The 24,359-nt window shown below is 65.6% G+C and carries 21 protein-coding genes; 14 read left to right on the forward strand and 7 right to left on the reverse strand.

The genetic code is table 11. The annotated features are described in order from the left end of the window. Nucleotides 1-100: 100 nt before the first annotated feature. From AAFG07_RS29260 to AAFG07_RS29310, 11 genes are all read left to right on the forward strand, one after another. The gene (locus AAFG07_RS29260; protein WP_342723242.1) at nucleotides 101-1,081 is read left to right on the forward strand and encodes an ABC transporter permease; all 981 of its coding nucleotides are present in this window, start codon (nucleotides 101-103) and stop codon (nucleotides 1,079-1,081) included. An 11-nt stretch (nucleotides 1,082-1,092) separates the two neighbouring features. Further along, nucleotides 1,093-2,055, forward strand: a complete 963-nt coding sequence (locus AAFG07_RS29265; RefSeq protein ID WP_212311227.1) for an ABC transporter permease — start codon at nucleotides 1,093-1,095, stop codon at nucleotides 2,053-2,055. After that, nucleotides 2,052-3,035: an ABC transporter ATP-binding protein gene (locus tag AAFG07_RS29270; protein ID WP_342723243.1), complete on the forward strand. Its 984-nt coding sequence runs from the start codon at nucleotides 2,052-2,054 to the stop codon at nucleotides 3,033-3,035. The genes AAFG07_RS29265 and AAFG07_RS29270 overlap by 4 nt, the downstream gene beginning before the upstream one ends. Beyond that, complete coding sequence (locus AAFG07_RS29275) at nucleotides 3,032-4,027, forward strand: oligopeptide/dipeptide ABC transporter ATP-binding protein (RefSeq protein ID WP_223970653.1); 996 nt, start codon at nucleotides 3,032-3,034, stop codon at nucleotides 4,025-4,027. The genes AAFG07_RS29270 and AAFG07_RS29275 overlap by 4 nt, the downstream gene beginning before the upstream one ends. Before the next feature lie 100 nt (nucleotides 4,028-4,127). Continuing rightward, entirely contained in the window at nucleotides 4,128-5,933 is a 1,806-nt protein-coding gene (locus AAFG07_RS29280) for a gamma-glutamyltransferase family protein (protein WP_342723244.1), read from the forward strand. A gap of 9 nt (nucleotides 5,934-5,942) precedes the next feature. Next, on the forward strand, nucleotides 5,943-6,653 hold the full coding sequence (locus AAFG07_RS29285; protein WP_342723245.1) for a DUF1028 domain-containing protein: 711 nt from the start codon (nucleotides 5,943-5,945) through the stop codon (nucleotides 6,651-6,653). Then, entirely contained in the window at nucleotides 6,650-7,639 is a 990-nt protein-coding gene (locus tag AAFG07_RS29290; protein WP_342723246.1) for an ABC transporter ATP-binding protein, read from the forward strand. The genes AAFG07_RS29285 and AAFG07_RS29290 overlap by 4 nt, the downstream gene beginning before the upstream one ends. Next, nucleotides 7,636-8,718: a dipeptide ABC transporter ATP-binding protein gene (locus AAFG07_RS29295; protein ID WP_342723247.1), complete on the forward strand. Its 1,083-nt coding sequence runs from the start codon at nucleotides 7,636-7,638 to the stop codon at nucleotides 8,716-8,718. Before AAFG07_RS29290 ends, AAFG07_RS29295 begins: the two co-directional genes overlap by 4 nt. A 33-nt stretch (nucleotides 8,719-8,751) precedes the next feature. Then, a complete protein-coding gene (locus AAFG07_RS29300; RefSeq protein WP_342723248.1) occupies nucleotides 8,752-10,263 on the forward strand; it encodes an ABC transporter substrate-binding protein in 1,512 nt (503 codons plus the stop codon). Nucleotides 10,264-10,294: 31 nt separating this feature from the next. Further along, on the forward strand, nucleotides 10,295-11,236 hold the full coding sequence (locus tag AAFG07_RS29305) for an ABC transporter permease (RefSeq protein WP_342723249.1): 942 nt from the start codon (nucleotides 10,295-10,297) through the stop codon (nucleotides 11,234-11,236). 4 nt (nucleotides 11,237-11,240) lie between these two features. After that, nucleotides 11,241-12,131: an ABC transporter permease gene (locus AAFG07_RS29310; RefSeq protein ID WP_342723250.1), complete on the forward strand. Its 891-nt coding sequence runs from the start codon at nucleotides 11,241-11,243 to the stop codon at nucleotides 12,129-12,131. Between the two features lie 108 nt (nucleotides 12,132-12,239). Here AAFG07_RS29310 and AAFG07_RS29315 read toward each other — a convergent pair whose 3' ends face one another. The 6 genes from AAFG07_RS29315 to AAFG07_RS29340 all read right to left on the reverse strand — a co-directional run bounded on the left by AAFG07_RS29315 (nucleotide 12,240) and on the right by AAFG07_RS29340 (nucleotide 19,602). Continuing rightward, on the reverse strand, nucleotides 12,240-12,983 hold the full coding sequence (locus AAFG07_RS29315) for a hypothetical protein (protein WP_342723251.1): 744 nt from the start codon (nucleotides 12,981-12,983) through the stop codon (nucleotides 12,240-12,242). A 261-nt stretch (nucleotides 12,984-13,244) separates the two neighbouring features. Next, on the reverse strand, nucleotides 13,245-16,346 hold the full coding sequence (locus AAFG07_RS29320) for a multidrug efflux RND transporter permease subunit (protein ID WP_342723252.1): 3,102 nt from the start codon (nucleotides 16,344-16,346) through the stop codon (nucleotides 13,245-13,247). 174 nt (nucleotides 16,347-16,520) lie between these two features. Beyond that, nucleotides 16,521-17,714 carry an efflux RND transporter periplasmic adaptor subunit gene (locus tag AAFG07_RS29325; protein ID WP_092124986.1) on the reverse strand — a complete coding sequence of 398 codons (1,194 nt, stop codon included), beginning with the start codon at nucleotides 17,712-17,714 and terminating at the stop codon, nucleotides 16,521-16,523. Nucleotide 17,715: 1 nt separating this feature from the next. Further along, nucleotides 17,716-18,417, reverse strand: a complete 702-nt coding sequence (locus tag AAFG07_RS29330; protein ID WP_092124985.1) for a TetR/AcrR family transcriptional regulator — start codon at nucleotides 18,415-18,417, stop codon at nucleotides 17,716-17,718. 64 nt (nucleotides 18,418-18,481) lie between these two features. Continuing rightward, nucleotides 18,482-19,072, reverse strand: coding sequence for a thiamine pyrophosphate-dependent enzyme (locus AAFG07_RS29335; protein WP_342723253.1), 591 nt, complete (start codon nucleotides 19,070-19,072; stop codon nucleotides 18,482-18,484). Further along, nucleotides 19,069-19,602 carry a phosphonopyruvate decarboxylase gene (locus AAFG07_RS29340; protein WP_342723254.1) on the reverse strand — a complete coding sequence of 178 codons (534 nt, stop codon included), beginning with the start codon at nucleotides 19,600-19,602 and terminating at the stop codon, nucleotides 19,069-19,071. Before AAFG07_RS29340 ends, AAFG07_RS29335 begins: the two co-directional genes overlap by 4 nt. A gap of 201 nt (nucleotides 19,603-19,803) precedes the next feature. Here AAFG07_RS29340 and AAFG07_RS29345 point away from each other — a divergent pair, with 201 nt between their 5' ends. Together AAFG07_RS29345 and rocD are read left to right on the forward strand one after the other, a co-directional pair. Then, the gene (locus tag AAFG07_RS29345) at nucleotides 19,804-21,027 is read left to right on the forward strand and encodes a cytochrome P450 (protein WP_342723255.1); all 1,224 of its coding nucleotides are present in this window, start codon (nucleotides 19,804-19,806) and stop codon (nucleotides 21,025-21,027) included. 118 nt (nucleotides 21,028-21,145) lie between these two features. Next, nucleotides 21,146-22,360: an ornithine--oxo-acid transaminase gene (gene rocD / locus AAFG07_RS29350; protein ID WP_342729272.1), complete on the forward strand. Its 1,215-nt coding sequence runs from the start codon at nucleotides 21,146-21,148 to the stop codon at nucleotides 22,358-22,360. A gap of 542 nt (nucleotides 22,361-22,902) precedes the next feature. On the opposite strand, the gene AAFG07_RS29355 is transcribed toward rocD, so the two are convergent. Beyond that, a complete protein-coding gene (locus tag AAFG07_RS29355; protein WP_342723256.1) occupies nucleotides 22,903-23,058 on the reverse strand; it encodes a hypothetical protein in 156 nt (51 codons plus the stop codon). Here AAFG07_RS29355 and AAFG07_RS29360 point away from each other — a divergent pair. After that, nucleotides 23,050-24,315 carry a Spy/CpxP family protein refolding chaperone gene (locus tag AAFG07_RS29360; RefSeq protein ID WP_342723257.1) on the forward strand — a complete coding sequence of 422 codons (1,266 nt, stop codon included), beginning with the start codon at nucleotides 23,050-23,052 and terminating at the stop codon, nucleotides 24,313-24,315. The genes AAFG07_RS29355 and AAFG07_RS29360 overlap by 9 nt on opposite strands. Nucleotides 24,316-24,359: the final 44 nt, after the last annotated feature.

Raw genomic sequence — 24,359 nt, forward strand, 5'->3', positions numbered from 1 at the left:
GCAGCGAATTGGGTCCCGGAAGCGCAGGCTTCCGGGACCTCTCGGTTTTCGGCCGCGCAAAGCCGCGCGCGCCAGACGTCAAAAGCAGTGAAAGGTAGAGATGCTCGCTTTCACTCTTCGCCGCGTGCTGCAGGCGATCGGCGTGATGCTCGCCGTAGGCGTCATTGCGTTCGCGATGTTCCGCTTCGCCGGCGATCCGGTGAGCCAGATCGTCTCGATCGACACCTCGGCCGCGCAGCGCGCTGAAATCCGGCACTCGCTCGGCCTGGACGATCCCGTGCTGGTGCAGTTCGGCCGCTACTTCATCAATGCGCTGCAGTTCAAGTTCGGCGTGTCCTACCAGTTCCGCCTGCCGGTCTCCTCGCTGCTGGCGGAACGGCTGCCGGCGACGCTGGAGCTTGCGATCTGCGCCACGCTGTTCGCCATGGTCGCCGGCATCCTGATGGGGGTCTATTCGGCGCTGCGCCGCGACACCGTGCTCGCCAAATTATTCCAGGCCGTATCGCTGATCGGCATCTCGCTGCCGACCTTCCTGATCGGCATCCTGCTGATCTATCTGTTCGCGGTGACGCTGGGCTGGCTGCCCTCCTTCGGCCGCGGCGAGGTGGTGAAGCTCGGCTGGTGGACCACCGGGCTGCTGACCGTCTCGGGCCTGAAGGCGCTGATCATGCCGGCGATCACGCTCGGGCTGTTCCAGATGACCCTGATCATGCGGCTGGTGCGCGCCGAAATGCTGGAAGTGCTGCGGACCGACTATATCCGCTTTGCCCGCGCCCGCGGCCTGACCACGCGCGCGATCCATTTCGGCCACGCGCTGAAGAACACCCTGGTTCCGGTGATCACCGTCGCCGGCCTGCAGTTTGGCTCGGTTATTGCTTTCTCGATCATCACCGAAACCGTGTTCCAATGGCCGGGCATGGGACTTCTGTTCGTGCAGGCCGTGCAAAATGTCGATATCCCGATCATGGCCGCGTATCTGTTGATGGTCTCGCTGATCTTCGTCACCATCAATCTCGTGGTCGACATCCTCTACACCGTGGTCGATCCGCGCTTGCGCTCGACCATCGGCCGCGCGGCGTGAGGGGGCAACCGATGTCCGACGCCGTCGTCCCCCATCGCTCCGAAGATCACCCACAGGCGCCTGCCGGCTGGTTCGGGCGCACGCTCGACAGCGACATCCTCTATTCGTTCCGCCGTTCCCGGCTGACGATGGTCGCCGCCGTGATCACGCTGTTGTTCTTCCTGCTGGCGATCTTTGCGTCATGGCTTGCGGTGCAGAACCCGTTCGATCCGGCGCAACTGCAGCTGATCAACTCGCGGATCGCGCCGTTGTGGACCGCCGACGGCCAGAGCCCGTTCCTGCTCGGCACCGACGAGCAGGGCCGCGACGTGCTCTCGGCGATCCTCTACGGCCTGCGCATCTCGCTTGCGGTCGGCGTTGCCGGCGTGGTGTTCGCCGGCGCGCTCGGGATCGCGCTTGGGCTGGTCGCCGGCTATTTCGGCGGCGTGGTCGACAGCGTGATCATGCGGATCGCCGACGTCCAGCTCACCTTCCCGGCGATCCTGATCGCGCTCCTGGTCAACGGTGTCGCCAAATCACTGCTTGGCAACCGGCTCGACGAGATGAGCACGTTCGGCGTGCTGATCATCGCGATCGGCCTCAGTTTCTGGGTGCAATATGCCCGCACCGTGCGCGGCTCGGTCATGGTCGAGAAGAACAAGGACTACGTGGCGGCGGCGCAGCTGATCGGCCTGCCGGCGCCGAAGATCATGCTGCGGCACGTGCTGCCGAACACGATGGGCCCGATCCTGGTCATCGCCACCATCAACCTCGCGCTCGCGATCATCACCGAGGCGACGCTGTCGTTCCTCGGCGCCGGCATGCCCGACACCATGCCCTCGCTCGGCACCCTGATCCGGATCGGCAACAACTATCTGTTCGCCGGCGAATGGTGGATCGTTGCCTTCCCGGGCATTGCCCTCGCCGGCCTGATCCTCTCCATCAACCTGCTCGGCGACTGGCTGCGCGACGCGTTGAACCCAAGGCTCCGATGACCCAGCCTGTTCTCTCCGTGCGCAATCTCGAGGTGGAATTCGTCACCCGCCGCGCGACCTTGCGCGCCATCAACGGCGTGTCGTTCGACATCGCCAAGGGCGAGGTGCTCGGCGTGGTCGGCGAGTCCGGCGCCGGCAAATCTGTCACCGGCCTTGCGGTGATCGGGCTGATCGATCCGCCCGGTCGTATCTCCGGCGGCCAGATCGAGCTGTCGGGCACCCGGATCGACCATCTTCCGCCGGAGGAGATCCGGCGCATCAGGGGCAAGCGGATCGGCATGATCTTCCAGGATCCGCTGACCAGCCTCAATCCGCTCTACCGGATCGGCGACCAGATCATCGAGACCATTCGCACCCACACCAATCTGAGCGAAAGCGCCGCGCGCCGGCGCGCCATCGATCTGCTGGCCGAGGTCGGCATCCCCGCGCCGGAAAAGCGCATCGACGGCTACCCGCACGAGTTCTCCGGCGGCATGCGCCAGCGCGTCGTCATCGCGCTTGCGATCTGCGCCGAGCCCGAGCTGATCATCGCCGACGAGCCGACCACCGCGCTCGACGTCTCGGTGCAGGCGCAGATCATCGCGCTGATCAAGCGGCTCGGCCGCGACCACGGCACCGCCGTGATGTTGGTGACCCACGACATGGGCGTGATCGCCGAGACCTGCGACCGCGTCGCGGTGATGTATTCCGGCCGCATCGCCGAGATCGGCCCGGTGCAGGAGGTGGTGCGCAACCCGCTGCATCCCTACGCCAGGGGCTTGATGGGCGCGATCCCGACCCTCGCAGGCGAGGACAAGCGCCTGGTGCAGATCCCGGGCTCGATGCCGCGGCTGTCGGCGATTCCGGCCGGCTGCCCGTTCAATCCGCGCTGTGCGTTTGTCTTCGATCGCTGCCGCGTCGAACGCCCCGAGCCGATCCGGCAGGGCACGCAATCCGTCGCCTGCCATCTGTTCGAGCCGGCGAAGGAGACGGCGGCATGAGCGGAACATTGATCGAGGTCAAGAACCTGCGCCGCGTCTTCGACGTCTCGAAACCGTGGCTCAACCGCGTGATCGAGGGCGGCCATCTCGAATTCCTGAAAGCCGTCGACGGCGTCAGCTTCGACATCAAGCGCGGCGAGACGTTTGCGCTGGTCGGCGAATCCGGCTCCGGCAAGACCACGGTGGCGCGCATGGTCGTCGGCCTGCTGCCGCCGAGCTCAGGCGAAGTCGTTATCGACGGCGTCTCGATGACCGATCCGCGGCAGGCGCAGGCGCGCCGCCGGCTGCGCCGGCGCATCCAGATGGTTTTTCAGGACCCCTATGCCAGCCTCAATCCGCGCTACCGGGTCGCCGCCATCGTCGCCGAGCCGATCCGCGCCTTCGACCTGATCGAGGGCGAGCGCGACATCAAGGCCCGGGTCGGCGAATTGCTCTCGCTGGTCGGCCTGCACCCCGACGACGGCCAAAAATTCCCCCATGAGTTTTCCGGCGGCCAGCGCCAGCGCATCGCGATCGCCCGCGCACTGGCGTCGGAAGCCGAGTTCATCGTCTGCGACGAGCCGACCTCGGCGCTCGACGTTTCCGTGCAGGCGCAGATCCTAAATCTGATGCGCGACCTGCAGGACAAGTTCGGCCTGACCTATCTCTTCATCAGCCACAATCTGGCAGTCGTCCGCCACATGGCGAGCCGGATCGGCGTGATGTATCTCGGCCGCATCGTCGAGATCGCCGAGGGCCGGAAATTGTTCGAGAACCCGCGGATGCCCTACACCAAGATGCTGCTCGGCGCGGTTCCGGATCTTGCGATGTCCGGCCGCCAGCGCATCCCGGTCAAGGGCGAGATTCCGAACCCGATCGATCCGCCGCGGGGTTGCGCGTTCAACCCGCGCTGTCCCCTCGCCTTCGATCTCTGCCGCGAGAAGGCGCCGGAACTGATCGACGGCGTCGCCTGCCACGCCGTCAACAGCCCTGCCGCCGCCGTTCCGGCATGATCACGCGGATGGGAGCGGCCATGTCCACCAAGCGGTTGGCATACCAGCCGGCCTGTGATCAAGTGCGCGCGCCACAAGACCGAGCCGGAAGCGCAGCCCCATGAGCAACGTCAATCCCGATCCGTTCACCACAAGGCCCGAGATCGAGGGCACCTTCGGCGTCGTCACCTCGACCCACTGGATCGCGACCGCGGTCGGCATGGCGGCGTTGGAGAAAGGCGGCAACGCCTTCGACGCCGGCGTTGCAGCGGCGTTCACGTTGCAGGTGGTCGAGCCGCATCTGAACGGCCCCGGCGGCGACGTCCCGATCATCGTGCACGACATCAAGCGCGGCAAAACCGAAGTGATCTGCGGCCAGGGACCGGCGCCGGCCAAGGCGACGATCGCGCATTACCGCAGCGAAGGCCTCGAAATGGTGCCCGGCACCGGCCTGCTCGCGGCCTGCGTGCCCGGCACGTTCGAAACCTGGATGCTGCTGCTGCGCGACTACGGCACGATGAAGCTGCGCGACGTGCTGGAGCCCGCGATCGCCTATGCCCGCGACGGCCATCCGCTGGTCGAGCGCGCCTCGGCCACCATCAAGACCGTCGAGCAGCTGTTCCGGAAATACTGGCCCACGTCGGCCGAGGTCTATTTGCCTGATGGTGAGGTGCCGAAGCCCGGCACCATCTTCACCAACAGGAAGCTCGCCGAGACCTACGCACGCATCCTGACCGAGGCGGAGAGCGCCGGCAGTGACCGCGTGGCGCAGATCGAGCGCGCGCGACAGGCCTGGTCGAAGGGCTTCGTCGCCGAGGCGATCGATAAGTTCTGCCGCACCCAGGACGTGATGGACGTCTCCGGCTCGCCGCATCGCGGCGTGCTGTCGGCCGACGACATGGCGCGCTGGCAGCCGACCGTCGAGGCGCCGCTGACCTACGATTACGGCCGCTACACCGTGCAGAAGTGCGGCGTCTGGAGCCAGGGTCCGGTGATGCTGCAGCAGCTCGCGCTGCTGAAGGGTTTTGAGCTCGACGGGCTCGATCCCGCGGGACCCGACTTCATCCATTTGCAGATCGAAGCCGCCAAGCTTGCCTATGCCGATCGCGAGACGTTCTACGGCGATCCGAAGTTCGCGGACATCCCGATCGAAACGCTGCTGTCCGATGCCTACAACAACGAACGGCGCAAGCTGATCTCGAAGGACAAGGCTTCGCTCGACTTCCGCCCCGGTTCGGTCACAGGCTTCGGCGGCGTCGTCAAGCTGCGACACGCCGAAGGGCATCGCGAAGCGGTCGGCGCCATGGGCGCGGGCGAACCGACCGTCGGCCGGTTCGGCGAGGTGCGCGGCGACACCGTGCATTTCGACATCATCGACAAGGCCGGCAACATGATCTCGGCGACGCCGTCCGGCGGCTGGCTGCAATCCTCGCCGGTGATTCCCGAGATCGGCTTCTGCCTCGGCAGCCGCGCCCAGATGTTCTGGCTGGAAGAAAACCACCCGGCCTCGCTGGCGCCGGGCAAGCGGCCGCGCACCACGCTGTCGCCGACCATGGCGCTGCGCGACGGCGAGCCGTATCTCTCCTGGGGCTCGCCGGGCGGCGACCAGCAGGACCAGTGGATCACGCAGTTCTTCCTGCGCCATGTCCACGCCAGGCTCAATTTGCAGGAGGCGATCGACGCGCCGGCCTGGCACTCCGAGCATTTCCCGATCTCGTTCTGGCCGCGCACCTCGCGTCCCGGCGTGCTGGTGCTGGAAAATCGCGTGCCGAAATCGACCATCGACGAGCTGAAGCGTCGCGGCCATGTGGTCGAGATTGGCCCGGATTGGTCGGAAGGCCGGCTCACCGCGGCCTCGAAGGTCGGCCCCCGCCGCCGCGCCGCCGCCAACCCGCGCGGCATGCAGGGTTACGCCGCGGGCCGCTAGAGGTTTCGGATGACCTGGTCGATCATCGCCCGCGACAGCGCCACCGGCCAGCTCGGCATCGCCGTCGCGACGCGGTTCTTCGCGGTCGGCGCCCTGGTGCCGCACATTGCACCTGACATCGGCGCCATCGCGACGCAGGCGCTGGTCAATCCCTATTACGGCATCGACGGCCTCGCGCTGCTGCGCGACGGCAAGAGCCCGCATGAGACGATCGCAGCGCTGCTCGCGCCTGACGGCGGCCGCGAGAGCCGGCAGGTGCATGTCATGGACAGCAAGGGCCGGATCGCCGCCCACTCGGGCAAGGATTGCATCGACTGGTTCGGCCATATCGCCGGCGACGGGTTCTCGATCGCCGGCAACATGCTGGCCGGGCCCGCCGTGCTCGACGAGACCGCGCGCGTCTATGCCGCGAACGAGAAGCTCCCGTTCGCGGAGCGGCTGATCAAGGCAATGTTCGCCGGTGAAGCGGCCGGCGGTGACAAGCGCGGCAAGCAATCGGCGGCCGTTCTGATCCACGGAACCGAGCAATGGCCGTTGCTCGACCTGCGGGTCGACGATCACGCCGATCCCTTGCGCGAGCTGGAACGGCTCGAAGCGGTCAGCCGCGAACACTGGGTGCCGTTCCGGACTTTCATGCCGACCCGCGACAATCCGGCCGGAACCAGCGACCGCGCCAGGATCGAGGCCGGTATCGCAGCCGCATCCAAGAGCCGCGAATGACCGCCGGTCCGCTGATCGAGATCGAGGGCCTGCGCGTCACCTTCCAGGGTGACGACGGCCGCATCACGCATGCCGTCGACAGCGTCGACCTTTCCGTCGCCAACGGCGCCACGCTCGGCCTGGTCGGCGAGTCCGGCTGCGGCAAGAGCGTCACCTCGCTCGCGATCATGGGGCTGCTGCCGAAGCAGTCGGCCGCGGTCTCCGGCGCGATCCGCTTCGACGGCTTCGACCTGCTCGACGTGCCGGACGCGACGCTGCGCGACCTGCGCGGCAATCGCCTCGCGATGATCTTCCAGGAGCCGATGACCTCGCTCAACCCGAGCTTCACCATCGGCGACCAGATCGCCGAGACCATTCTGCGCCACCGTGGCGGTTCACGGCGTGCGGCGCGCGAGCGCACCATCGAGCTGCTGCGCCGCGTCCATATTCCCTCGCCCGAGAAGCGCATCGACGAATATCCGCACAAGCTCTCCGGCGGCATGCGCCAGCGCGTGATGATCGCAATGGCGCTCGCCTGCGATCCGCAGCTCTTGATCGCCGACGAGCCGACCACCGCGCTCGACGTCACGCTGCAGGCGCAGATCCTCGATCTGATGCGCGAGCTGAAGGCCGCGAGCGGGGCTGCGATCATCCTGATCACCCACGATCTCGGCGTCGTCGCCGAGGTCTGCGACGAGGTCGCGGTGATGTATGCGGGTGAGATCGTCGAGCGTGCCCCGGTCGACGAGCTGTTTGCCAATCCGCAGCATCCCTACACGGTCGGCCTGCTCGGCTCGATCCCGCGGCTCGACCGCCGCACCAGCCATCTCGCCACCATCGAAGGCATGGTCCCGAACATGGCGAATCCGCCGGCGGGCTGCCGCTTCGCCGCTCGCTGCCCGTTCGTGGAAGATGCCTGCACCCGGTCGCCGCCACCGCTCGCGCTGCTGAGCGCGACCCATGCCTCACGCTGCATCCGCGCGCCCTTGGAGCGGCTGGTATCATGACGGCGCTGCTCGAGGTCGAAGGGCTGGTGAAGCATTTCGTCGCCGAACGCTCGGTGTTCGGACGGCCGACCGCTTACGTGAAGGCGGTCGACGGCGTCAGCTTCACGGTCGAGGCCGGCAAGACGCTGGCGCTGGTCGGCGAATCCGGCTGCGGCAAATCAACCGTCAGCCGCTTGGTGCTGCGGCTGATCGAGCCGGACGCTGGCCGCGTCACCTTCGAAGGCCGTGACCTCGGCGCGCTCAACGCCGATCAATTGCGCGCGTTCCGCCGCGACGCGCAGCTGATCTTCCAGGACCCCTACGCTTCGCTCAACCCGCGCATGACGGTGAGCCAGATCCTGACCGAGCCGCTGGCGCTGCACCACCTCGTCCCGGCGGCGGGCCGCCGCGAGCGGGTCGATGAGCTGTTGCGTCTGGTCGGGCTCGAGCCGCGCTTTGCGCGCCGCTATCCCCACGAATTCTCCGGCGGCCAGCGCCAGCGCATCGCGATTGCCCGTGCGCTCGCGGTCGAGCCGAAGCTGATCATCTGCGACGAGCCGGTGTCGGCGCTCGACGTCTCGATCCGCTCGCAGATCCTGAATCTGCTTCGCGACCTGCAGGATCGCCTGAAGCTCGCCTACATCTTCGTCTCACACGATCTCGCCGTGGTGAAGCACATCGCCGACCGCGTCGCCGTGATGAATCTCGGCACCATCGTCGAGACCGCGGAGGCGCAAGCGCTGTTCGCCGCCCCGCGCCATCCCTACAGCCGCGCGCTGTTGTCGGCGATCCCGGTGCCGAAGCCGCGCGCCAGGCGCAGCCGCATCGTGCTGGAGGGCGAGCTGCCGAGCGCGCTCAATCCGCCCTCCGGCTGCCGCTTCCATACCCGCTGCCCCTATGTGATCGCGCGCTGCCGCAGCGAAGTGCCGCAGTTGCGCGAAGATGGCACCGGATATGCAACGGCCTGTCACCGGACGGGCGAGCTGCCCGGCGCGGAGGCGATCGTGCCGTCCGATGGCGGGTTCTCGCCGACACTGGAAAAGCTGGTGGCGGCGTTCAATGCGGCGGAAGCCTCGGGGCGGCCCGGGGTTATTTCGTAAGGAACAAATGCGCAGGGGATTAAGGGGTTGGCGATGAGATTTTGGCGCTTGGCGGTCCTGATGGCGGCCCTCGTGACCTGGTGCGGAACGAGCGCACGTGCCGAGACGACGCTTCGCATCGGGCTCGCCGAGGACCCCGACATCCTCGATCCTTCAATCGGACGCACCTATGTCGGCCGGATCGTGTTTTCGGCGTTCTGCGACAAGCTGTTCGACATCGACGAGAAGCTGAACATCGTTCCGCAGCTCGCGCTGTCCTACGAGAACTCGGCCGACGGCAAGGAGATGACGATCAAGCTCAGGCCGGGCGTCAAGTTCCACGACGGTGAGCCGTTCGACGCCGAAGCCGCCAAGTTCTCGCTGGAGCGCCATCTGACCCTGCCGACCTCGTTTCGCAAACCGGAACTGGCCGCGCTCGACCATGTCGACGTCGTCGATCCCCTGACCATCAAACTGGTGCTCAAGACGCCCTACTCGCCGCTGATCGCCCAGTTGACCGACCGCGCCGGCATGATGGTCTCGCCGAAGGCGGTGAAGGAAGCGGGCGACAAATTCGGCCTGCATCCGGTCTGCGCCGGTCCCTACAAGTTCGTCGAACGCGTGCAGCAGGACCGCATGGTATTCGAGAAATTCGGGGATTACTGGAACAAGGACAACGTCTTCATCGATCGCATCGTGTTCCTTCCCATCGTCGATGCCACAGTGCGGCTCGCCAATCTGAAATCCGGCGGGCTCGATCTGATCGAGCGCGTGCTCGCCACCGACATCAAGGACGTCCGCGCCGACAAGCGGCTTGTGCTGTCGACCGCGCCCGAACTCGGCTATCTCGGCCTCACCATCAACATCGGCAACGACAAGAGCAAGGGGCCGCTCAGCCAGTCGGAAAAGGTGCGCCAGGCGCTCGACCTGTCGATTGACCGCGAGGCGCTCAACCAGGTCGTCTTCAACGGCGAATTCACGCCCGGCAATCAATGGGTCAGCCCGGTACATCCTTACTATCAGAAGGCCTTTCCGGTTCGGGGACGCGACATTGGCAAGGCCAAGGCGCTGCTGAAGGAGGCCGGTGTCACGCTGCCCGTCGCCATCGATTACATGGTCCCCAAAGGGGCCGAGAACGAAGCCGTGGCCCAGGTCGTGCAGTCGATGGCGGCCGAAGCGGGCTTCGACATCAAGATCCGCGTGGTCGAATTTGCGACGACCTTCAAGCAGGCCCAAGCCGGCGAATTTCAGGTGTTTCAGATCAACTGGAGCGGCCGGATCGATCCTGACGGCAATTCCTATGTCTTCCTGCACACCAAGGCGCCGCAGAACGACGGCGGCTATTCCAACGCGGAAGCTGACAAGCTGATGGAAGATGCGCGGCTGATCAACGATCCAACCCAGCGCAAGGCGATCTACGAGAAGATGACCAAGATCGTGCTCAACGACGAGCCTATCATCTACATCTATCACCGCACACTCCTGATCGCGCACACCACCAAGGTCGAGGGTTACCGGCAGATGCCGGATGGATTGGTGCGCGTGGTCGGGCTGAAATTGAAATGATCGACACAGCGCAGGGCACGCGGGGCCGACGATGCTGAACTTCCTCGCCAAGCGGCTGGTTCAGCTGGTCCCGACGCTGTTCTTCGTCTCGCTCCTGATCTTCTCGCTGCAACACCTGCTGCCCGGTGATCCGGCACTCGTGATGGCCGGCGAGGAGCGCGATCCGGCCGTCATCGAACAGATCCGCCAGCAATACCACCTGGATCGATCGATCCCGGTGCAATATGCCTATTGGGTCAAGGGCGTGCTCATGGGCGACCTCGGCGAGTCTCTGCGCAACAAGATGCCGGTGTCGAGCCTGATCGCGCAGAAGCTGCCGGTTACGATGCAAATCGCCGGCATGGCGATCGTGGTCGCCTTCCTGATCGGCATTCCTGCCGGCATCATCTCGGCGGTGAAGAAAGGCACCGCTTGGGATTACGGCGCCAATCTGTTCGCGCTGTGGGGCATCTCGACGCCGAATTTCTGGCTCGGCATCATGCTGATCTTCCTGTTCTCCGTCGAACTTGGCTGGCTGCCGGCCTCCGGCTACGTGCCGCTCAGCGAAAACTGGCGCGCGAGCCTCGCCGCATCCGTCATGCCGGCCTTCGTGCTCGGCAATGCGATCGCCGCGGTCCTGATGCGGCATACGCGAAGCGCGATGCTGCAGGTGCTGGAGAGCGACTACGTCCGCACCGCGCGCGCCAAGGGACTGTCCGAGCGCACCGTGATCCTCAAGCATGCGATGCGCAACGCGCTGACGCCGATCATCACGCTCGGCGCGCTCGAGCTCGGCACGCTGCTGTCGGGTGCGGTGCTCACCGAGCAGATCTTCTCGATCCCGGGCTTCGGCAAGCTGATCGTCGATGCCGTGTTCAACCGCGACTACGCGGTCGTGCAGGGCGTGGTGCTGACAACGGCGACGATCTATATCACGCTCAACCTGATCGCCGACATCGCCTACATCCTGGTCAATCCGCGGCTGAAGGCCTGATCGGATGACCGACGCTGTACTCAGCACATCAGCTTCGCTTGCCGCCGCCGAGACGCTGGAGAGCCCGGCGCGGCGTGCCGGGCGGCGGCTGATCCGGCGCAAGGGCGCCGTGCTCGGGATCGCCGTGATCGCGCTCTTCATCCTGCTCGCCGTGTTCGCGCCGCTGATCGTGCCCTACGATCCGATCGCGACGAGCTGGTCGCTGGTGCGCAAGGCGCCGTCGATGCAGCACTGGTTCGGCACCGATGAGCTCGGCCGCGACGTGCTCGCCCGCGTCGTGTTCGGCGCCCGCGCCTCGCTGCTTGCCGGCGTCATCTCGGTCAGCATCGCGCTGGCGATCGGCGTGCCGCTCGGGCTGCTCGCCGGCTATCGCGGCGGCTTCATCGACGCGCTGATCAGCCGCATCACCGATGCGATGCTCGCCTGCCCGTTCCTGATCCTGGCGATCGCGCTCGCCGCCTTTCTCGGGCCAAGCCTCGGCAATGCGATGATCGCGATCGGCGTCTCGGCGACCCCGATCTTCATCCGCCTGACCCGCGGCCAGGTGATGAGCGTCAAGGTCGAGGACTATGTCGAGGCCGCGCGCGCCATGGGCAATCCGCGCTGGCGCATCGCGCTGGTCCACATCCTGCCCAACATCCTGCCGGCTCTCTTGGTGCAGGCCACGCTGTCGATCGCGGCTGCAATCATCGCCGAGGCCGCGCTATCCTTCCTCGGCCTCGGCCAGCAGCCGCCGGCACCGTCCTGGGGCAGCATGCTCAACGCCGCGCAACGCTTCCTGACCAGCGCACCATGGATGGCGATCTGGCCGGGACTTGCGATCTTTCTGGTCGTGCTGTCGTTCAACCTGGTCGGCGACGGCCTGCGCGACGCACTCGATCCGAAGGCGCGGTGATGTTGTCCTCCGTCGCAGCGGGCGCCCAATCTTCTCCGTCACCCTGAGACGCGCTACGCGCTCCTCAGGATGACGGGACTCGTAGCATGCGCACCCAAAGCTCTTCAGCTAAATCACCACCTCGCGCAGCACCCTGCGGCAATCCATCTCGTATTCGAGATCGACCACCGGCGGGCGGCAGAAGTGCCAGGTCAGGCCGGAGCGCGTGGCGCCGCGGCGGACCAGCTCGTCGACGATCACGGGATGGATGTCGTGCACGGTGTAGGCCTGCACCGCGGTTGTCTCCTGCCAGCCGAAGCTGAACTCCGCAAGACGGCGCTCCATCTCACTGGCGGTGAAGCGGACCTTCTCCCGCCACGCACCGGGGCTGAGATCGCGGTAGCAAACGATGCGGTCGGGGTAGCTGGCAGTGCCACTGCGGGCTTCGGCGCCGCCCGCGATCACGAAGGACGGCGACGTGCTCGTGCTCGGCCGCGTGAACGAGAACGCGTAAAACGACGGCTCGGCCGGCGGATCGATCTCGGGACAGACATTGCTGCGCGCCACCGGATTGATAGTGCCGTCGAACAGGCCCCATTCGGCGAGCGTCTCGACGTAATGCTGGTTGAAGGCGAGGAAGCCATCCTCGGTGAAGGCGGCCGGCGAACGCAGTTCGCAGGCGCAGAACGAGGTCAGCGGCCGGCCGGCATCCTTGATGTAAGCCGCAATGCGCGCAAAGCCTTCCGCGAGCGGCACCAGGCGATCGAAGCGCACCCGCTCGATCTCATAGCCGGCGTTCGCCTGCGCGCCGCTTGAATATTGGAACACGGCCGGAATGAATCGGTAATTGCCCGTCGCAAATTCGCTCGCCATGCCTGTTTCCTCCAGATCTTGTCCGCTTCACCTCTCCCGCTTGCGGGGGAGGTCGCCACGCGCAGCGTGGCGGGTGGGGGCTCTCTCAACGATGCGACTCGTGGAGAGAGCCCCCACCCCAGCCCTCCCCCGCAAGCGGGAGAGGGAGCGCAGCGCCGTCGCGGTTAGCGCTGCCGGTCAACAAGGCTATCACGAGACAAAGAAAAGGCGGCAGTGGCTTTCGCCAGTGCCGCCTTTCCTGCGAGCATGAGCTTGGAGGGCTCAGGTCGGTTTGAGTGCGCCGCCGCGGCCTTCGAGTTCGTAGTCGGCGATCTGCTTGGCTCGCTCGGACCGGGCGGCGGCCTGGTGGTCGGTCGCGATCACCGTGTAGACCATCGGCAGCACGAACAGCGTGAACAGCGTGCCGATCGTCATGCCGGTGACGACGACAAGCCCGATCGAGAAGCGGCTGGCGGCGCCGGCGCCCGAGGCGGTGAGCAGCGGCAGCAGGCCGGTGACCATGGCCGCCGTCGTCATCAGGATCGGACGCAGACGAATCCGGGCCGCCATCTCGATCGCCGAGCGGCGGTCCAGTCCCTCGTTGAGCTGCAGCTCGTTGGCGAACTCCACCATCAGGATGCCGTGCTTGGTGATCAGTCCGACCAGCGTCAGCAGGCCCACCTGGGTGTAGATGTTCATGGTGGCGACGCCGAAGAACAGCGGGATCAAGGCGCCGACGATCGCCATCGGCACGGAGATCATGATCACGAACGGATCGCGCAGGCTCTCGAACTGCGCCGCCAGCACCAGGAAGATGATGATGATGGCGAACGCGAAGGTGACCAGCAGCTGGTTGCCTTCGTGGACGTACTGCCGGGAGTCGGCCAGGAAGTCGTAGCTGAAGCCGGACGGCAGCTTCTTGGCTTCACCCTGCAGGAACTCGACCGCCTGCCCCATCGAAACGCCGGGCATCGGCACGGCCTGGAAGGTCGACGAGTTGAGCTGGTTGTAGTGGGTCAGCGCGTTCGGATCGACGCCGGTCTCGACCGTCACCACGGTCGACAGCCGCACCAGCTGCCCGGTCGCGGTCGGGACGTAGTAGTTGTCGAACGATTCCGGCGCGAGCCGGCTAGCGCGCGGCACCTGCGGGATCACCTGATAGGAACGTCCCTCGAGGTTGAAGCGGTTGACGTAATTGCCGCCGAGCAGCGTCGCCAGCGCGCCGCCGATCGACTGCATGGTGATGCCGAGGTCGCTCGCCTTGGAGCGATCGACCTTCACCCGGACCACCGGCTGGTTGAAGTCGAGGTCGCTGTCGGTGACGATGAACAGGCCGCTCTTGCGCGCGGCATCCTTCAGCTTGTTCATCTGGTCGAACACCTGCTGGAATCCGGCCGTCGATGAGATCACCATCTGGACCGGCAGACCGCCGGGTCCGCCGGGCAGCGGCGGCAGGCTGAACGCGAACGCGCTGACGCCCTCGATCTTCGACAGCTCGGCCTGCACCAGCGGCTGCAGCGCCTGCGCGCTGCGCTTGCGCTCATCCCACGGCTTGAGCAGCATGCCGGCGAAGCCGCCCTGCGGACCGGTGATGCCGTTCAGGATGAACCGCAGGTCGGTCTCGGGGAACTTCTGGAACTCCTTGTCCATCTTGTCGCCGTAGAAATCGATGTAGTCGATGTTGGCGTATTTCGGCGCCTTGGTCACCGCGAACACGATGCCCTGGTCCTCCTGCGGCGCCAGCTCCTTCTGGATGTGCATATAGAGGAAGCCGACCAGGCCCAGGATGGTCACGGCGAACAGCGCCGTGATCGGGCGGTAGTCGAGCGAACGGTCGAGCTGGCGGCCATAGGCGCGCGTCAACGCGCCGAACACGCGATTGACCAGCCTGGCGAAACGCCCCTCTTCCGCGCTCTTGAGGAACACCGAGCACATCATCGGCGACAGCGTCAGCGCGATCACGCCCGACACGATCACTGAACCTGCCAGCGTGAAGGCGAATTCGCGGAACAGCGTGCCGGTGACGCCGCCGAGGAAGCCGATCGGCGCGTACACCGCCGCGAGCGTGATCGTCATCGAGACGACCGGGCCCACGATCTCGCGCGCACCTTTCAGCGATGCCTGCACCGGTGGCAGGCCCTCCTCGAGATGTCGATGGATGTTCTCCACCACCACGATGGCGTCGTCGACCACGAGGCCGATCGCCAGCACCATCGCCAGCAGTGTCAGCAGGTTGAAGCTGAAGCCTGCGGCCAGCATCAGGATGCAGACGCCGATCAGCGACAGCGGAATGGTGACGACGGGGATGATCACCGAGCGGAGCGACGCCAGGAACAGGAAGATGACGACGACGACGATCAGGACCGCTTCGGTCAGCGTCTTCTCGACCTCGTCGATCGACGATTGGATGAACTTGGTGGAGTCGTAGGCCACCTTCATCTTCATCGACGGCGGCAGGTTGCGCTCGAGGTCGGGGAACAGCGCGCGGACGCCCTTCACCAGCGTCAGCGGGTTGCCTTGCGGCGTCGCCTTGATGCCGATGAAGATCGCATGCTCGCCGTTGAAGGCGACGCTGGCGTCGGTCGACTGCGCCGCGAGCTCCACCGTCGCGATGTCCTCGATGCGCACGAAGCCGCCGTCCTTCGCCTTCACGATCATCCGCTTGAACTGATCGATATTCTGAAGGTCGGTATTGGCCGAGACGTTCGAGACGATGAAGAAGCCCTTGGTCTGGCCGGCGGCCGCCTGGAAGTTGTTGGCCGCGATCGCAGCCGCAACGTCGTTGGGCGACACGCCGCGTCCGGCCATCCGGTTCGGATCGAGCCAGACACGCATCGCAAAGGTCTGGCCGCCCAGGATGTCGGCCGAAGCGACGCCGTCGACCGTCGAGAGCACCGGCTGCACGACGCGGGTCAGATAGTCCGAGATCGCCGATCCGGTCAGCTCTTCGCTGGAGAAGCCGAGATACATCACGGCGATGGTGTCGCCGGTCGCCTTGCTCACGACCGGATCGAAGGCTTCCTTCGGGATCAGATATTTGACCGAATTGACCTTGGCGAGCACTTCGGTCAGTGCCTGGTTCGGATCGTGATTGAGCTTGACGTAGACCTGGATCGTCGAGGTGCCGAGCACCGAGTTCGACGTCATGTAGTCGACGCCTTCGGCCGAAGCGACGGCCTGCTCGATCGGCGTGGTGATGAAGCCGTTGATCAGCTCGGGCGACGCGCCGGGATATGACGTCGTGATCGTCACGACGGTGTTCGACAGGTTCGGATATTGCCGGATCGGCAGCACCATCGCCGCGCGCAAGCCGATCAAGAGGATCAGCAGGCTGACAACGACCGACAGCACCGGGCGCTTGATGAAAATATCAGTGAAGGCCATCGCCAACTCGATTCGTGTTGTCTGCCGGTTGCGGCAACATGTGGCGGAGGGCCAACCGGCCCTCCGGGTTTTATGATCGGGAATAGAGCTTCGGCTTGGAGTGCCGAAGCTCTAACTTCTTATCTTGACGCGTTTTCTTCACGCGAACCGGTGTCCACTTCGCTCGAAAACGCTTTAGTAGCGCGGCGGCTCGGCCGGAACCGGCGGCTGCGGATCGTTCGAGATCGCAACAGCCATGCCCGATTGCAGCTTGATCTGGCCGACGGCCACGACCCTGTCCCCGGCCTTCAGGCCCTTGAGGATTTGGACGCGGCCTTCGACACGGTTGCCCGTCTTCACGAAGGTGCGGTCCGCGGTCAGGCTGGTCTTGCCGTCCTCACCCTTCTTCTCGGTGATCAGGAACACCGAGTCGCCGTACAGCGTGTAGTCGACGGCGGTTTCGGGAATGGTCACGACTGGCGGCTTCTCGGGCAACACGATCGTGGTGGTCGCGAACATGCCGGGCTTGAGGATGCTTTCCGGATTCTGGATCGTCGCCTGCACCCGGATGTTGCGGGTCTCGGTCGCGATCTGCGGCTCGATGGTGGTGATCTTGCCCTCGAAGGTGCGGCCCGGATAGGCGTCGACCGCGACCCGCACGGCCTGGCCGACCTTGATCTGCGAGCTCTGCTTCTCGGTCACGGTCAGGTTAGCGTACAGCACCGACAAATCCGTCAGCGACACGATCTGCGTGCCGGCCGTCAGATACTGGCCGACTTCGACCTGGCGAACGCCGAGATCGCCTTCGAACGGCGCGCGCACCAGCTTCTGCGAGATCAGCGCTTCGGTCTTGGCGATGCCCGCCTTGGCCTGGTCGTAGGTCGCCTGCGCCGTATCGACGGTCGACTGCGGCCCGAACTGGCGCGACGCAAGCTGCTTGGCGCGGTCGAGTTGCTGCTCGCCCACGGTCGCCTGCGCCTTGAAGCTGGCGAGGTCGCCCTGCTCCGGTGCGTCGAACAACTGCACCAGCGGCGTGCCCGCCTTCACATGGCTGCCGGCGGTGAACTGGATCTCGGTGATGCGGCCCGGCACGTCGGTCGTGACATTGACCTGGTGCACGGCGACGAGATCGCCGACGGCGGTCAGTAGATTCGGAATCACCTCGGTCTTCGCCTCGGCGATCGAGACGTTCGACGGCGGCGGCTTATTGTTGGCGAAGAACTGCGCGATCATGTGGCTGCGGAAGGCGTTGAAGCCGACCAGCGCGCCGACCAGCAGGGCCAGCAACAGGCCTACGATGATGAACCAACGCACCAGGCGGACGGGGCGCTTGGCTTGCTTTTCCTTGAGCGGTTGCCCCGAGATGTGGCTTTCGGTCTGGATATTCATGTCATGCACTTTCTGCAGTTACCGACGGTCCTGCGCTCGGCGACGGCTGGCGGCCCAAATGAGTTGAAATTGCGGCTTCGGTAAGTCCGATGCCGCGAAGAATGAACTGGCAAAGCTGCCGTTCGGCCGCGGCGGCATCCCCATAGGGGAGACAAGGTGTCGCAGGGAGCTGCGTCAGCGCGCCCATAAGCACGGTATGGTGCGCAAACCAGAACAGGTTGAGCGGCTCGTCGCCGATCCGCGTCGCTTCGCCAGCGGCGATCGCGCTCTCGAGCGAGGCGGCGAAAGTCGGACCGATCAGCTTGCCGACCTTGTCGTAGAGCAGGCGCGCAAACTCGCCGTCGTCGAGATGGCTCGTCACCATCAGCCGCATCCGCTGCGCCTCTTCCTGGTCCGGCGCGTCGCGCAGTTGCATGAAGTGGCCGACCATGCCCTGCACCAGTTCGATCAGCGTCGCGGTGGAGGGCTCCTGGCCGAGCAGATGCGCGAGATCGGGATCCGCCTCGCACTCTTCGGCAAGGATTTCGGCGTAGAGCGCCGCCTTCGACGGGAAGTGCTTGAACAGCAGCCCTTCCGAAATGGCAGCCGCGGCCGCCACGCTCTTTGTCGTGGTGCCGGCAAAGCCGTTGCGGGCGAAACACCGCTTTGCGGCGCTCAGGATCAACTGACGCCGCAAGTCACTCGTCATGCGTAAGGTAGACATTTGGGTCGTGAGTAATCACTCACTTTACCAAAAGTCAAGGTTCTATTGCACCGCGAAAGTCACTTTATGTCGGAGTGTGTCCGATCGACCCTCTGATGCGGTTGACGATGTAGGTGCCGTCGCGGCTCGACAGCACGCGTTCCAGATTGGCCCCGTCGATCTTCGCACTGGCGAACCGCGGCCCCGCCGTAACATGTTGCAAAGACGAAGCAAAAGCCTCGACCTCAGCCATCGTGCTGATCGCCCGGCTATCCCCGATTCCGCAGGCTTTGGCAACACCCACGAGGTCGGCGGGGCCGCCGGTATGGCTGGCCTGGCCGCCGGTCTCGCCATAGGCCTCGTTGTCGAGCACGACGATCGAGAGGTTTTTCGGCTGCTGCAGCGCGACGGTCGCGAGGCTGCCGATCCCCATCAGCATCTCGCCGTCACCGGTGATTACGACGACCGGCAGCGTCGGCTGGGCCAGCGCGAGGCCGAGCCCGATCATCACCGCGCCGCCCATGCCGCCCCAGAGATAGAAGTTGCGGTCGTGGTCGCCGGCCGCGGCGATGTCATAGGTCGAGGCGCCGAGGCCGCCGACCGCGAAGGCGCCCTTACGATCCCTGAGCAGTTCGGAAACCACGGCGCGGCGGTCGAGGAGATTGGCTTTGCTCATTTGGTGAAGACCTTTGCCCCGATCAGGCGCTGCGACAGCAGCACGGCTGTTGGCGTGCAGGCATTGTAGGCTTGCGCCGCGCCGGCTTCGACGACTTCGCGCACCTCGTCCGGACGCGAGGCGCGCAGCACCTTGATCCCCGCCAATTCGAGAATCCCTTGCGTGTTCGAGCCCATCGGCACCTGCCAGGGATTGAACTCACCCCATTCGCCGCGCATCGTCACCAGCGTGAGGAACGGCAAGCGGAAGATCTGCACCAGCGACAGCATGTTGATGCAGTTGCCGACCCCGCTCGACTGCATCAGCAGCACGCCGCGCTGGCCGCCGGCCCAGGCGCCTGCGAGCAGCGCCACGCCTTCCTCCTCGGTGGTCAGCGCAATGCCGCGCATCGAGGACGATCCCAGCACGCGCTCGATCAGCTCTGAATGCCCGGCGTCGGGCACGTAGGGCACCTGACGTACCTCGAAGCGCTGCAAGATCGAAAAGATCTCCTCGGGCCAGGAGGCCACGGTGTCGGCTCGGGCATGCATCGGCGTTTCCGGTCTTGATTGTTTGGCCGCGACTGTAGAGGGGCGCGCGCGCTTCATCAAAGCGCAAAACCGCATATGGCTCTGCGATTTGCTCGCATCGCGCGGCGCACGCCGCGCCATTCCCGGCACGCAAATTCTGTTGCGCGGCCACCGCCCGCGGCTTACGATAGTTGCAAATGAAACCAATTGGGCTGGATCGCCATGAACGGGCACGCGCGAGAGCTGGCTGACGGCTTCGACCTGGAAAAGCTGACGGCTGATTTCTACGCGAACCCCTACCCGACCTATCGCGCGCTGCGCGAGCACGCACCGGTCAAGCGGCTGCCGAACGGCTGCTATTTTCTCACCCGCTACGACGACCTCATCGCCGCCTACAAGAACACCAAGACGTTCTCCTCCGACAAGAAGAAGGAGTTCTTGCCGAAATACGGCAACTCGCTGCTCTACGAGCATCACACGACCAGCCTCGTCTTCAACGACCCGCCGGCACACACCCGCGTGCGGCGATTGATCATGGGCGCCTTGTCGCCGCGGGCGATCGCCGGCATGGAGCCGGACCTGATCGCGCTGGTCGACAGCCTGCTCGACCGGATCGCCACGAAAGACCGCTTCGAGCTGATCGGCGACTTCGCCTCCGCAATCCCGGTCGAGGTGATCGGCAATTTGCTCGACGTGCCGCACGACGAGCGCGAGCCGCTGCGCGACTGGTCGCTGGCGATCCTGGGCGCGCTAGAGCCCGTGATCGCAAAGGACGCATTCGACCGCGGCAACGATGCGGTGAAGGATTTCCTCGTCTATCTCGAAACCCTGGTCGAAAGGCGCCGCGCCAAACCAGGCAATCCCGAGCGCGATGTGCTGACCCGGTTGATCCAGGGTGAGGACAATGGCGAGCGGCTGACCGCGAAGGAATTACTGCACAACTGCATCTTCCTGCTCAACGCCGGCCACGAGACCACGACCAACCTGATCGGCAACGGGCTGGTGACGCTCACCCAATATCCCGAAGAAAAGGAGCGCCTGATCGCGCAGCCCGAGCTGATCAAGACCGCGGTCGAGGAGATGCTGCGCTACGAGAGCTCGAACCAGCTCGGCAACCGGATGATCGTGGAGGAGACCGAGCTCGGCGGCATCAAAATGCCGCCTGGCACGCTGGTCACTTTGTGCATCGGCGCCGCCAACCGCGACCCCGCGCAGTTCCCCAACCCTGAAGGCTTCGACGTCGCACGCACGCCGAACCGCCACCTTGCCTTCGGGACCGGCGCGCATCAATGCGCCGGCATGGCGCTGGCGCGCCTCGAAGGCGCCATCGCGATCTCGCGCTTCCTGGCGCGCTTCCCGAACTACGCACTCGACGGCGCGCCGGTGCGCGGCGGCCGGGTGCGCTTCCGCGGCTTCCTCAGCGTGCCATGCCGGCGCGGCGCGTGAATTGTCCCCTGCGAATTTGGTTGGCAAGTCCACTTCCCTGTGGAGGAACTGATACCCAAATCAACTGCAGGCACGGATTGATGTAATCTCTCGTGCGCTGCAGCGGGAGTGACGCATGATGAATGCATCGGTCACTGATTTCCTCGCAACCGAAGCGCAGTTCGGCACCCACAATTACGAGCCGATCGGGGTGGTGCTGTCCCGCGGCGAAGGCGTCTGGGTCTGGGACACCGATGGCAACCGGTACCTCGACTGTCTCTCCGCCTATTCGGCTGTGAGCCAGGGCCACTGTCATCCAAAGATCCTGGCAGCAATGATCGAGCAGGCGCATCGGCTGACGCTGACCTCGCGTGCCTTCCACAACGACCAGCTCGCTCCCTTCTATCGCGAGCTCGCGGAGCTGACCGGCTCGCACAAGGTGCTGCCGATGAACAGCGGCGCCGAGGCGGTGGAGAGCGCGATCAAGTCGGTGCGCAAATGGGCCTATGAGGTCAAGGGCGTGCCGGACGGGCAGGCCGAGATCATCGTCTGCGAAAATAATTTTCACGGACGCACGCTCGGCATCGTCGGCTTCTCGACCGACCCGGGATCCCGCGACCATTTCGGCCCGTTCGCGCCGGGCTTCAAAATCATCCCGTTCGGCGATGCCGCGGCGCTCGAGCAGGCGATCACGGCGAACACCGCGGCTTTCCTGGTCGAGCCGGTCCAGGGCGAGGCCGGCGTCATCATTCCGCCGCCCGGCTATTTCGCCCGCGTGCGCGAGCTGTGCACGACGCGCAACGTGATGCTCGTGCTCGACGAGATCCAGACCGGGCTCGGCCGCACCGGCAAGCTGCTCGCCGAGCAGCACGAGGGCATAGAGGCCGACGTGACGCTGCTCGGCAAGGCGCTGTCGGGCGGCTTCTATCCGGTGTCGGCGGTGCTCTCCAACAACGCCGTGCTCGGCACGCTGCGGCCGGGCCAGCACGGCTCGACCTTCGGCGGCAACCCGCTTGCATGTGCGGTGGCACGCGCAGCGCTGCGCGTGCTCGTCGAGGAAGGGATGATCGAGAACGCGGCGCAACAGGGCGCGCGCTTTCTCGCCGGATTGCAGGACATCCGCGCCAACGTGATCCGCGAGGTGCGCGGGCGCGGGCTGATGCTGGCGATCGAATTACACCCGGAAGCCGGCGGTGCCCGCCGCTACTGCTCGGCGCTGCAGGCGCGTGGCATCCTCGCCAAGGACACCCATGAGCACACCATTCGCATCGCCCCGCCGCTGGTGATCACGGCCGATCAGGTCGACTGGGCGTTGGAGCGGATCGCGTCTGTCCTCACACAGGATGTCTCCTGACGGTTCCCTGCGTCGGAAGACCGCAGCGCCGGCCGTGGCCAACAAGAACAATTTCGACGCCTGCGCGTTGAATCCTTGTGGGCAGGGATGGACAGAGAGCCATGCTCACGCCTCCCCGCGGTATTTGTTTTGCTGTGCTTTTGGTTGGTGCCTCGATGCTGGCGGCGAGCGGCGCTGCCGCCCAGCCACATAAGGGTGGAGCGCCCGGCGGCGCACGTCCAGCCGCGCCACCAGCAATGGCGCGTCCCGCGCCGATGGTCCACGCCGCCCCGCCCGCAATGGCGAGACCGCCTGCAATGGCTCGGCCACCCGCGATGGCACGGCCGGCAGCACCCGCGTTCCATGCCCCGCAGCGACCGGCGATGGCGCCGCGCCCGGCACCGCATTTCGCCGCCCCATCTGTGCGCCAGGCCCCCCATATCGCCGCACCGCGGGTCGCAACGCCGCGCCCCCAATTCCATCGAGGAACACCGCAGCGTCAGGCTCCGCATATTGCCGCGCCATCGCGCCTGAGCTCACCATCGCGCTTGAGCGAGCGACCGTCACCGACGGAGCGAGTTCAGCAGCGCGCGCAGCAGCATCAACAATTGATCCAGCAACGCCAGCAGGCGGCGCAGCAGCGGCAGCGTGACGCGCTCTCGCGCCAGACCACTGAGCGGCAGACCCGGATCGATCGCCTGCAGCAACGCGTGCAGCAACTGCAGTCGCAAAAGGTCGAAGGCGCACGCGCGCAACGCGTCCATGACCGCGCGCTGCAGGCGCAGAGCCGCCTGTTGCAGCGCGAGCAGCGCTCACAGCAAGCCGACCTTGCCCGTCAGCAGCGATTGGCGCCGGCAACAACGGTTGGGGCCGCCGCAATAACGGTTGGGGCGGCCGCCGCGACCACGGCCGCGACGCAGGCGGCCCAGCGCGAACGATTTGCCGCACACTTCCGCGACCAGGCCGGTGCGCAAAGCCAGGCGGCGCTTGCGATGCGCCAAGGCGGCTGGGCGCCCCGGAATGCCTGGCGACGCGGCCACCGCGCGGCGTTCGTGGCGTGGCTTGGCCCGGTGTTCCTGCCTTACGCCTATTCGGACATCTTTGACTATACGTTCTGGTCCTATGCCTACGAGCCCGGCTATTGGGCCTACGCCTATGACGACTTCGTGGACACCGTGTTCTGGGACACCAACAGTCCCTACTCCGCCTATGCCAGCATCAACCCTGGCGACTATCCGGCGACCGCAGGCCGCGATCAGTCCCGTCAACGCACCGATACGAGTCCGCAGGCAATCAAGCAGTTATGCGGAGAGCCGGACAAGGGCGTCACGGCCTGGCCACTTGCCGACATCACGCGGGCGGTACGGCCGAACCAGCAGCAGCGCGTGCTACTCGACGAGTTGAAGACATCAGCGGCGAAGGCAGCTGATATCTTCAAGGATTCCTGCGCGGACAGCTATGCCATGACGCCAACCGGCCGCTTGCGGTCGATGCAAAACCGCATCAGCGCGACGCTCGAGGCGATCAAGATCGTGCGGCCGGCCCTGGAGAATTTCTACAGCTCGCTCAGCGACGAGCAACAGGCCCGCTTCAATGCGCTCGGTCCACATGTCGGCGAGCGTTCGCCGCAACAGCAAACGACCGCGCAATCCGGGAATTGCAGCGATTCGAAATCCGACCTGGCCCAGCTGCCGATCAACAGGATCGAGGCCTCGCTTCATCCGGCGGGCAAGCAGAAGGAAGTGCTCGACCGCCTGAGCGATGCGACCAAAAAGGCCATAGCGGACCTGCAGGCAGCCTGCCCGAACGACGTGCCGCTGACGCCAGTCGGCCGGCTGGAGGCGATGCAGCACCGGCTCGAGGCCATGCAGAAGGCCGCGAATTTGATCGAGCCTGCACTGGACAAGTTCTACGCCATGCTGAGCAGCGAGCAGAAAGCCCGCTTCAACACGCTGCAGCAGGTCGCAAGCCCCTGAGACGGCCGGCCGGCGATCTGGATCGCCGGGCGCGCCGGATGTCG

This window comes from Bradyrhizobium sp. B097 (assembly GCF_038957035.1).
Classification (GTDB): Bacteria; Pseudomonadota; Alphaproteobacteria; order Rhizobiales; family Xanthobacteraceae; genus Bradyrhizobium.

Bases quoted from the DNA above. Each gene is read 5' to 3' on its own strand.
- AAFG07_RS29260 (WP_342723242.1), top strand. From the start codon at position 101: ATGCTCGCTTTCACTCTTCGCCGCGTGCTGCAGGCGATCGGCGTGATG.
- AAFG07_RS29265 (WP_212311227.1), top strand. From the start codon at position 1,093: ATGTCCGACGCCGTCGTCCCCCATCGCTCCGAAGATCACCCACAGGCG.
- AAFG07_RS29270 (WP_342723243.1), top strand. From the start codon at position 2,052: ATGACCCAGCCTGTTCTCTCCGTGCGCAATCTCGAGGTGGAATTCGTC.
- AAFG07_RS29275 (WP_223970653.1), top strand. From the start codon at position 3,032: ATGAGCGGAACATTGATCGAGGTCAAGAACCTGCGCCGCGTCTTCGAC.
- AAFG07_RS29280 (WP_342723244.1), top strand. From the start codon at position 4,128: ATGAGCAACGTCAATCCCGATCCGTTCACCACAAGGCCCGAGATCGAG.
- AAFG07_RS29285 (WP_342723245.1), top strand. From the start codon at position 5,943: ATGACCTGGTCGATCATCGCCCGCGACAGCGCCACCGGCCAGCTCGGC.
- AAFG07_RS29290 (WP_342723246.1), top strand. From the start codon at position 6,650: ATGACCGCCGGTCCGCTGATCGAGATCGAGGGCCTGCGCGTCACCTTC.
- AAFG07_RS29295 (WP_342723247.1), top strand. From the start codon at position 7,636: ATGACGGCGCTGCTCGAGGTCGAAGGGCTGGTGAAGCATTTCGTCGCC.
- AAFG07_RS29300 (WP_342723248.1), top strand. From the start codon at position 8,752: ATGAGATTTTGGCGCTTGGCGGTCCTGATGGCGGCCCTCGTGACCTGG.
- AAFG07_RS29305 (WP_342723249.1), top strand. From the start codon at position 10,295: ATGCTGAACTTCCTCGCCAAGCGGCTGGTTCAGCTGGTCCCGACGCTG.
- AAFG07_RS29310 (WP_342723250.1), top strand. From the start codon at position 11,241: ATGACCGACGCTGTACTCAGCACATCAGCTTCGCTTGCCGCCGCCGAG.
- AAFG07_RS29315 (WP_342723251.1), bottom strand. From the start codon at position 12,983: ATGGCGAGCGAATTTGCGACGGGCAATTACCGATTCATTCCGGCCGTG.
- AAFG07_RS29320 (WP_342723252.1), bottom strand. From the start codon at position 16,346: ATGGCCTTCACTGATATTTTCATCAAGCGCCCGGTGCTGTCGGTCGTT.
- AAFG07_RS29325 (WP_092124986.1), bottom strand. From the start codon at position 17,714: ATGAATATCCAGACCGAAAGCCACATCTCGGGGCAACCGCTCAAGGAA.
- AAFG07_RS29330 (WP_092124985.1), bottom strand. From the start codon at position 18,417: ATGTCTACCTTACGCATGACGAGTGACTTGCGGCGTCAGTTGATCCTG.
- AAFG07_RS29335 (WP_342723253.1), bottom strand. From the start codon at position 19,072: ATGAGCAAAGCCAATCTCCTCGACCGCCGCGCCGTGGTTTCCGAACTG.
- AAFG07_RS29340 (WP_342723254.1), bottom strand. From the start codon at position 19,602: ATGCATGCCCGAGCCGACACCGTGGCCTCCTGGCCCGAGGAGATCTTT.
- AAFG07_RS29345 (WP_342723255.1), top strand. From the start codon at position 19,804: ATGAACGGGCACGCGCGAGAGCTGGCTGACGGCTTCGACCTGGAAAAG.
- rocD (WP_342729272.1), top strand. From the start codon at position 21,146: ATGAATGCATCGGTCACTGATTTCCTCGCAACCGAAGCGCAGTTCGGC.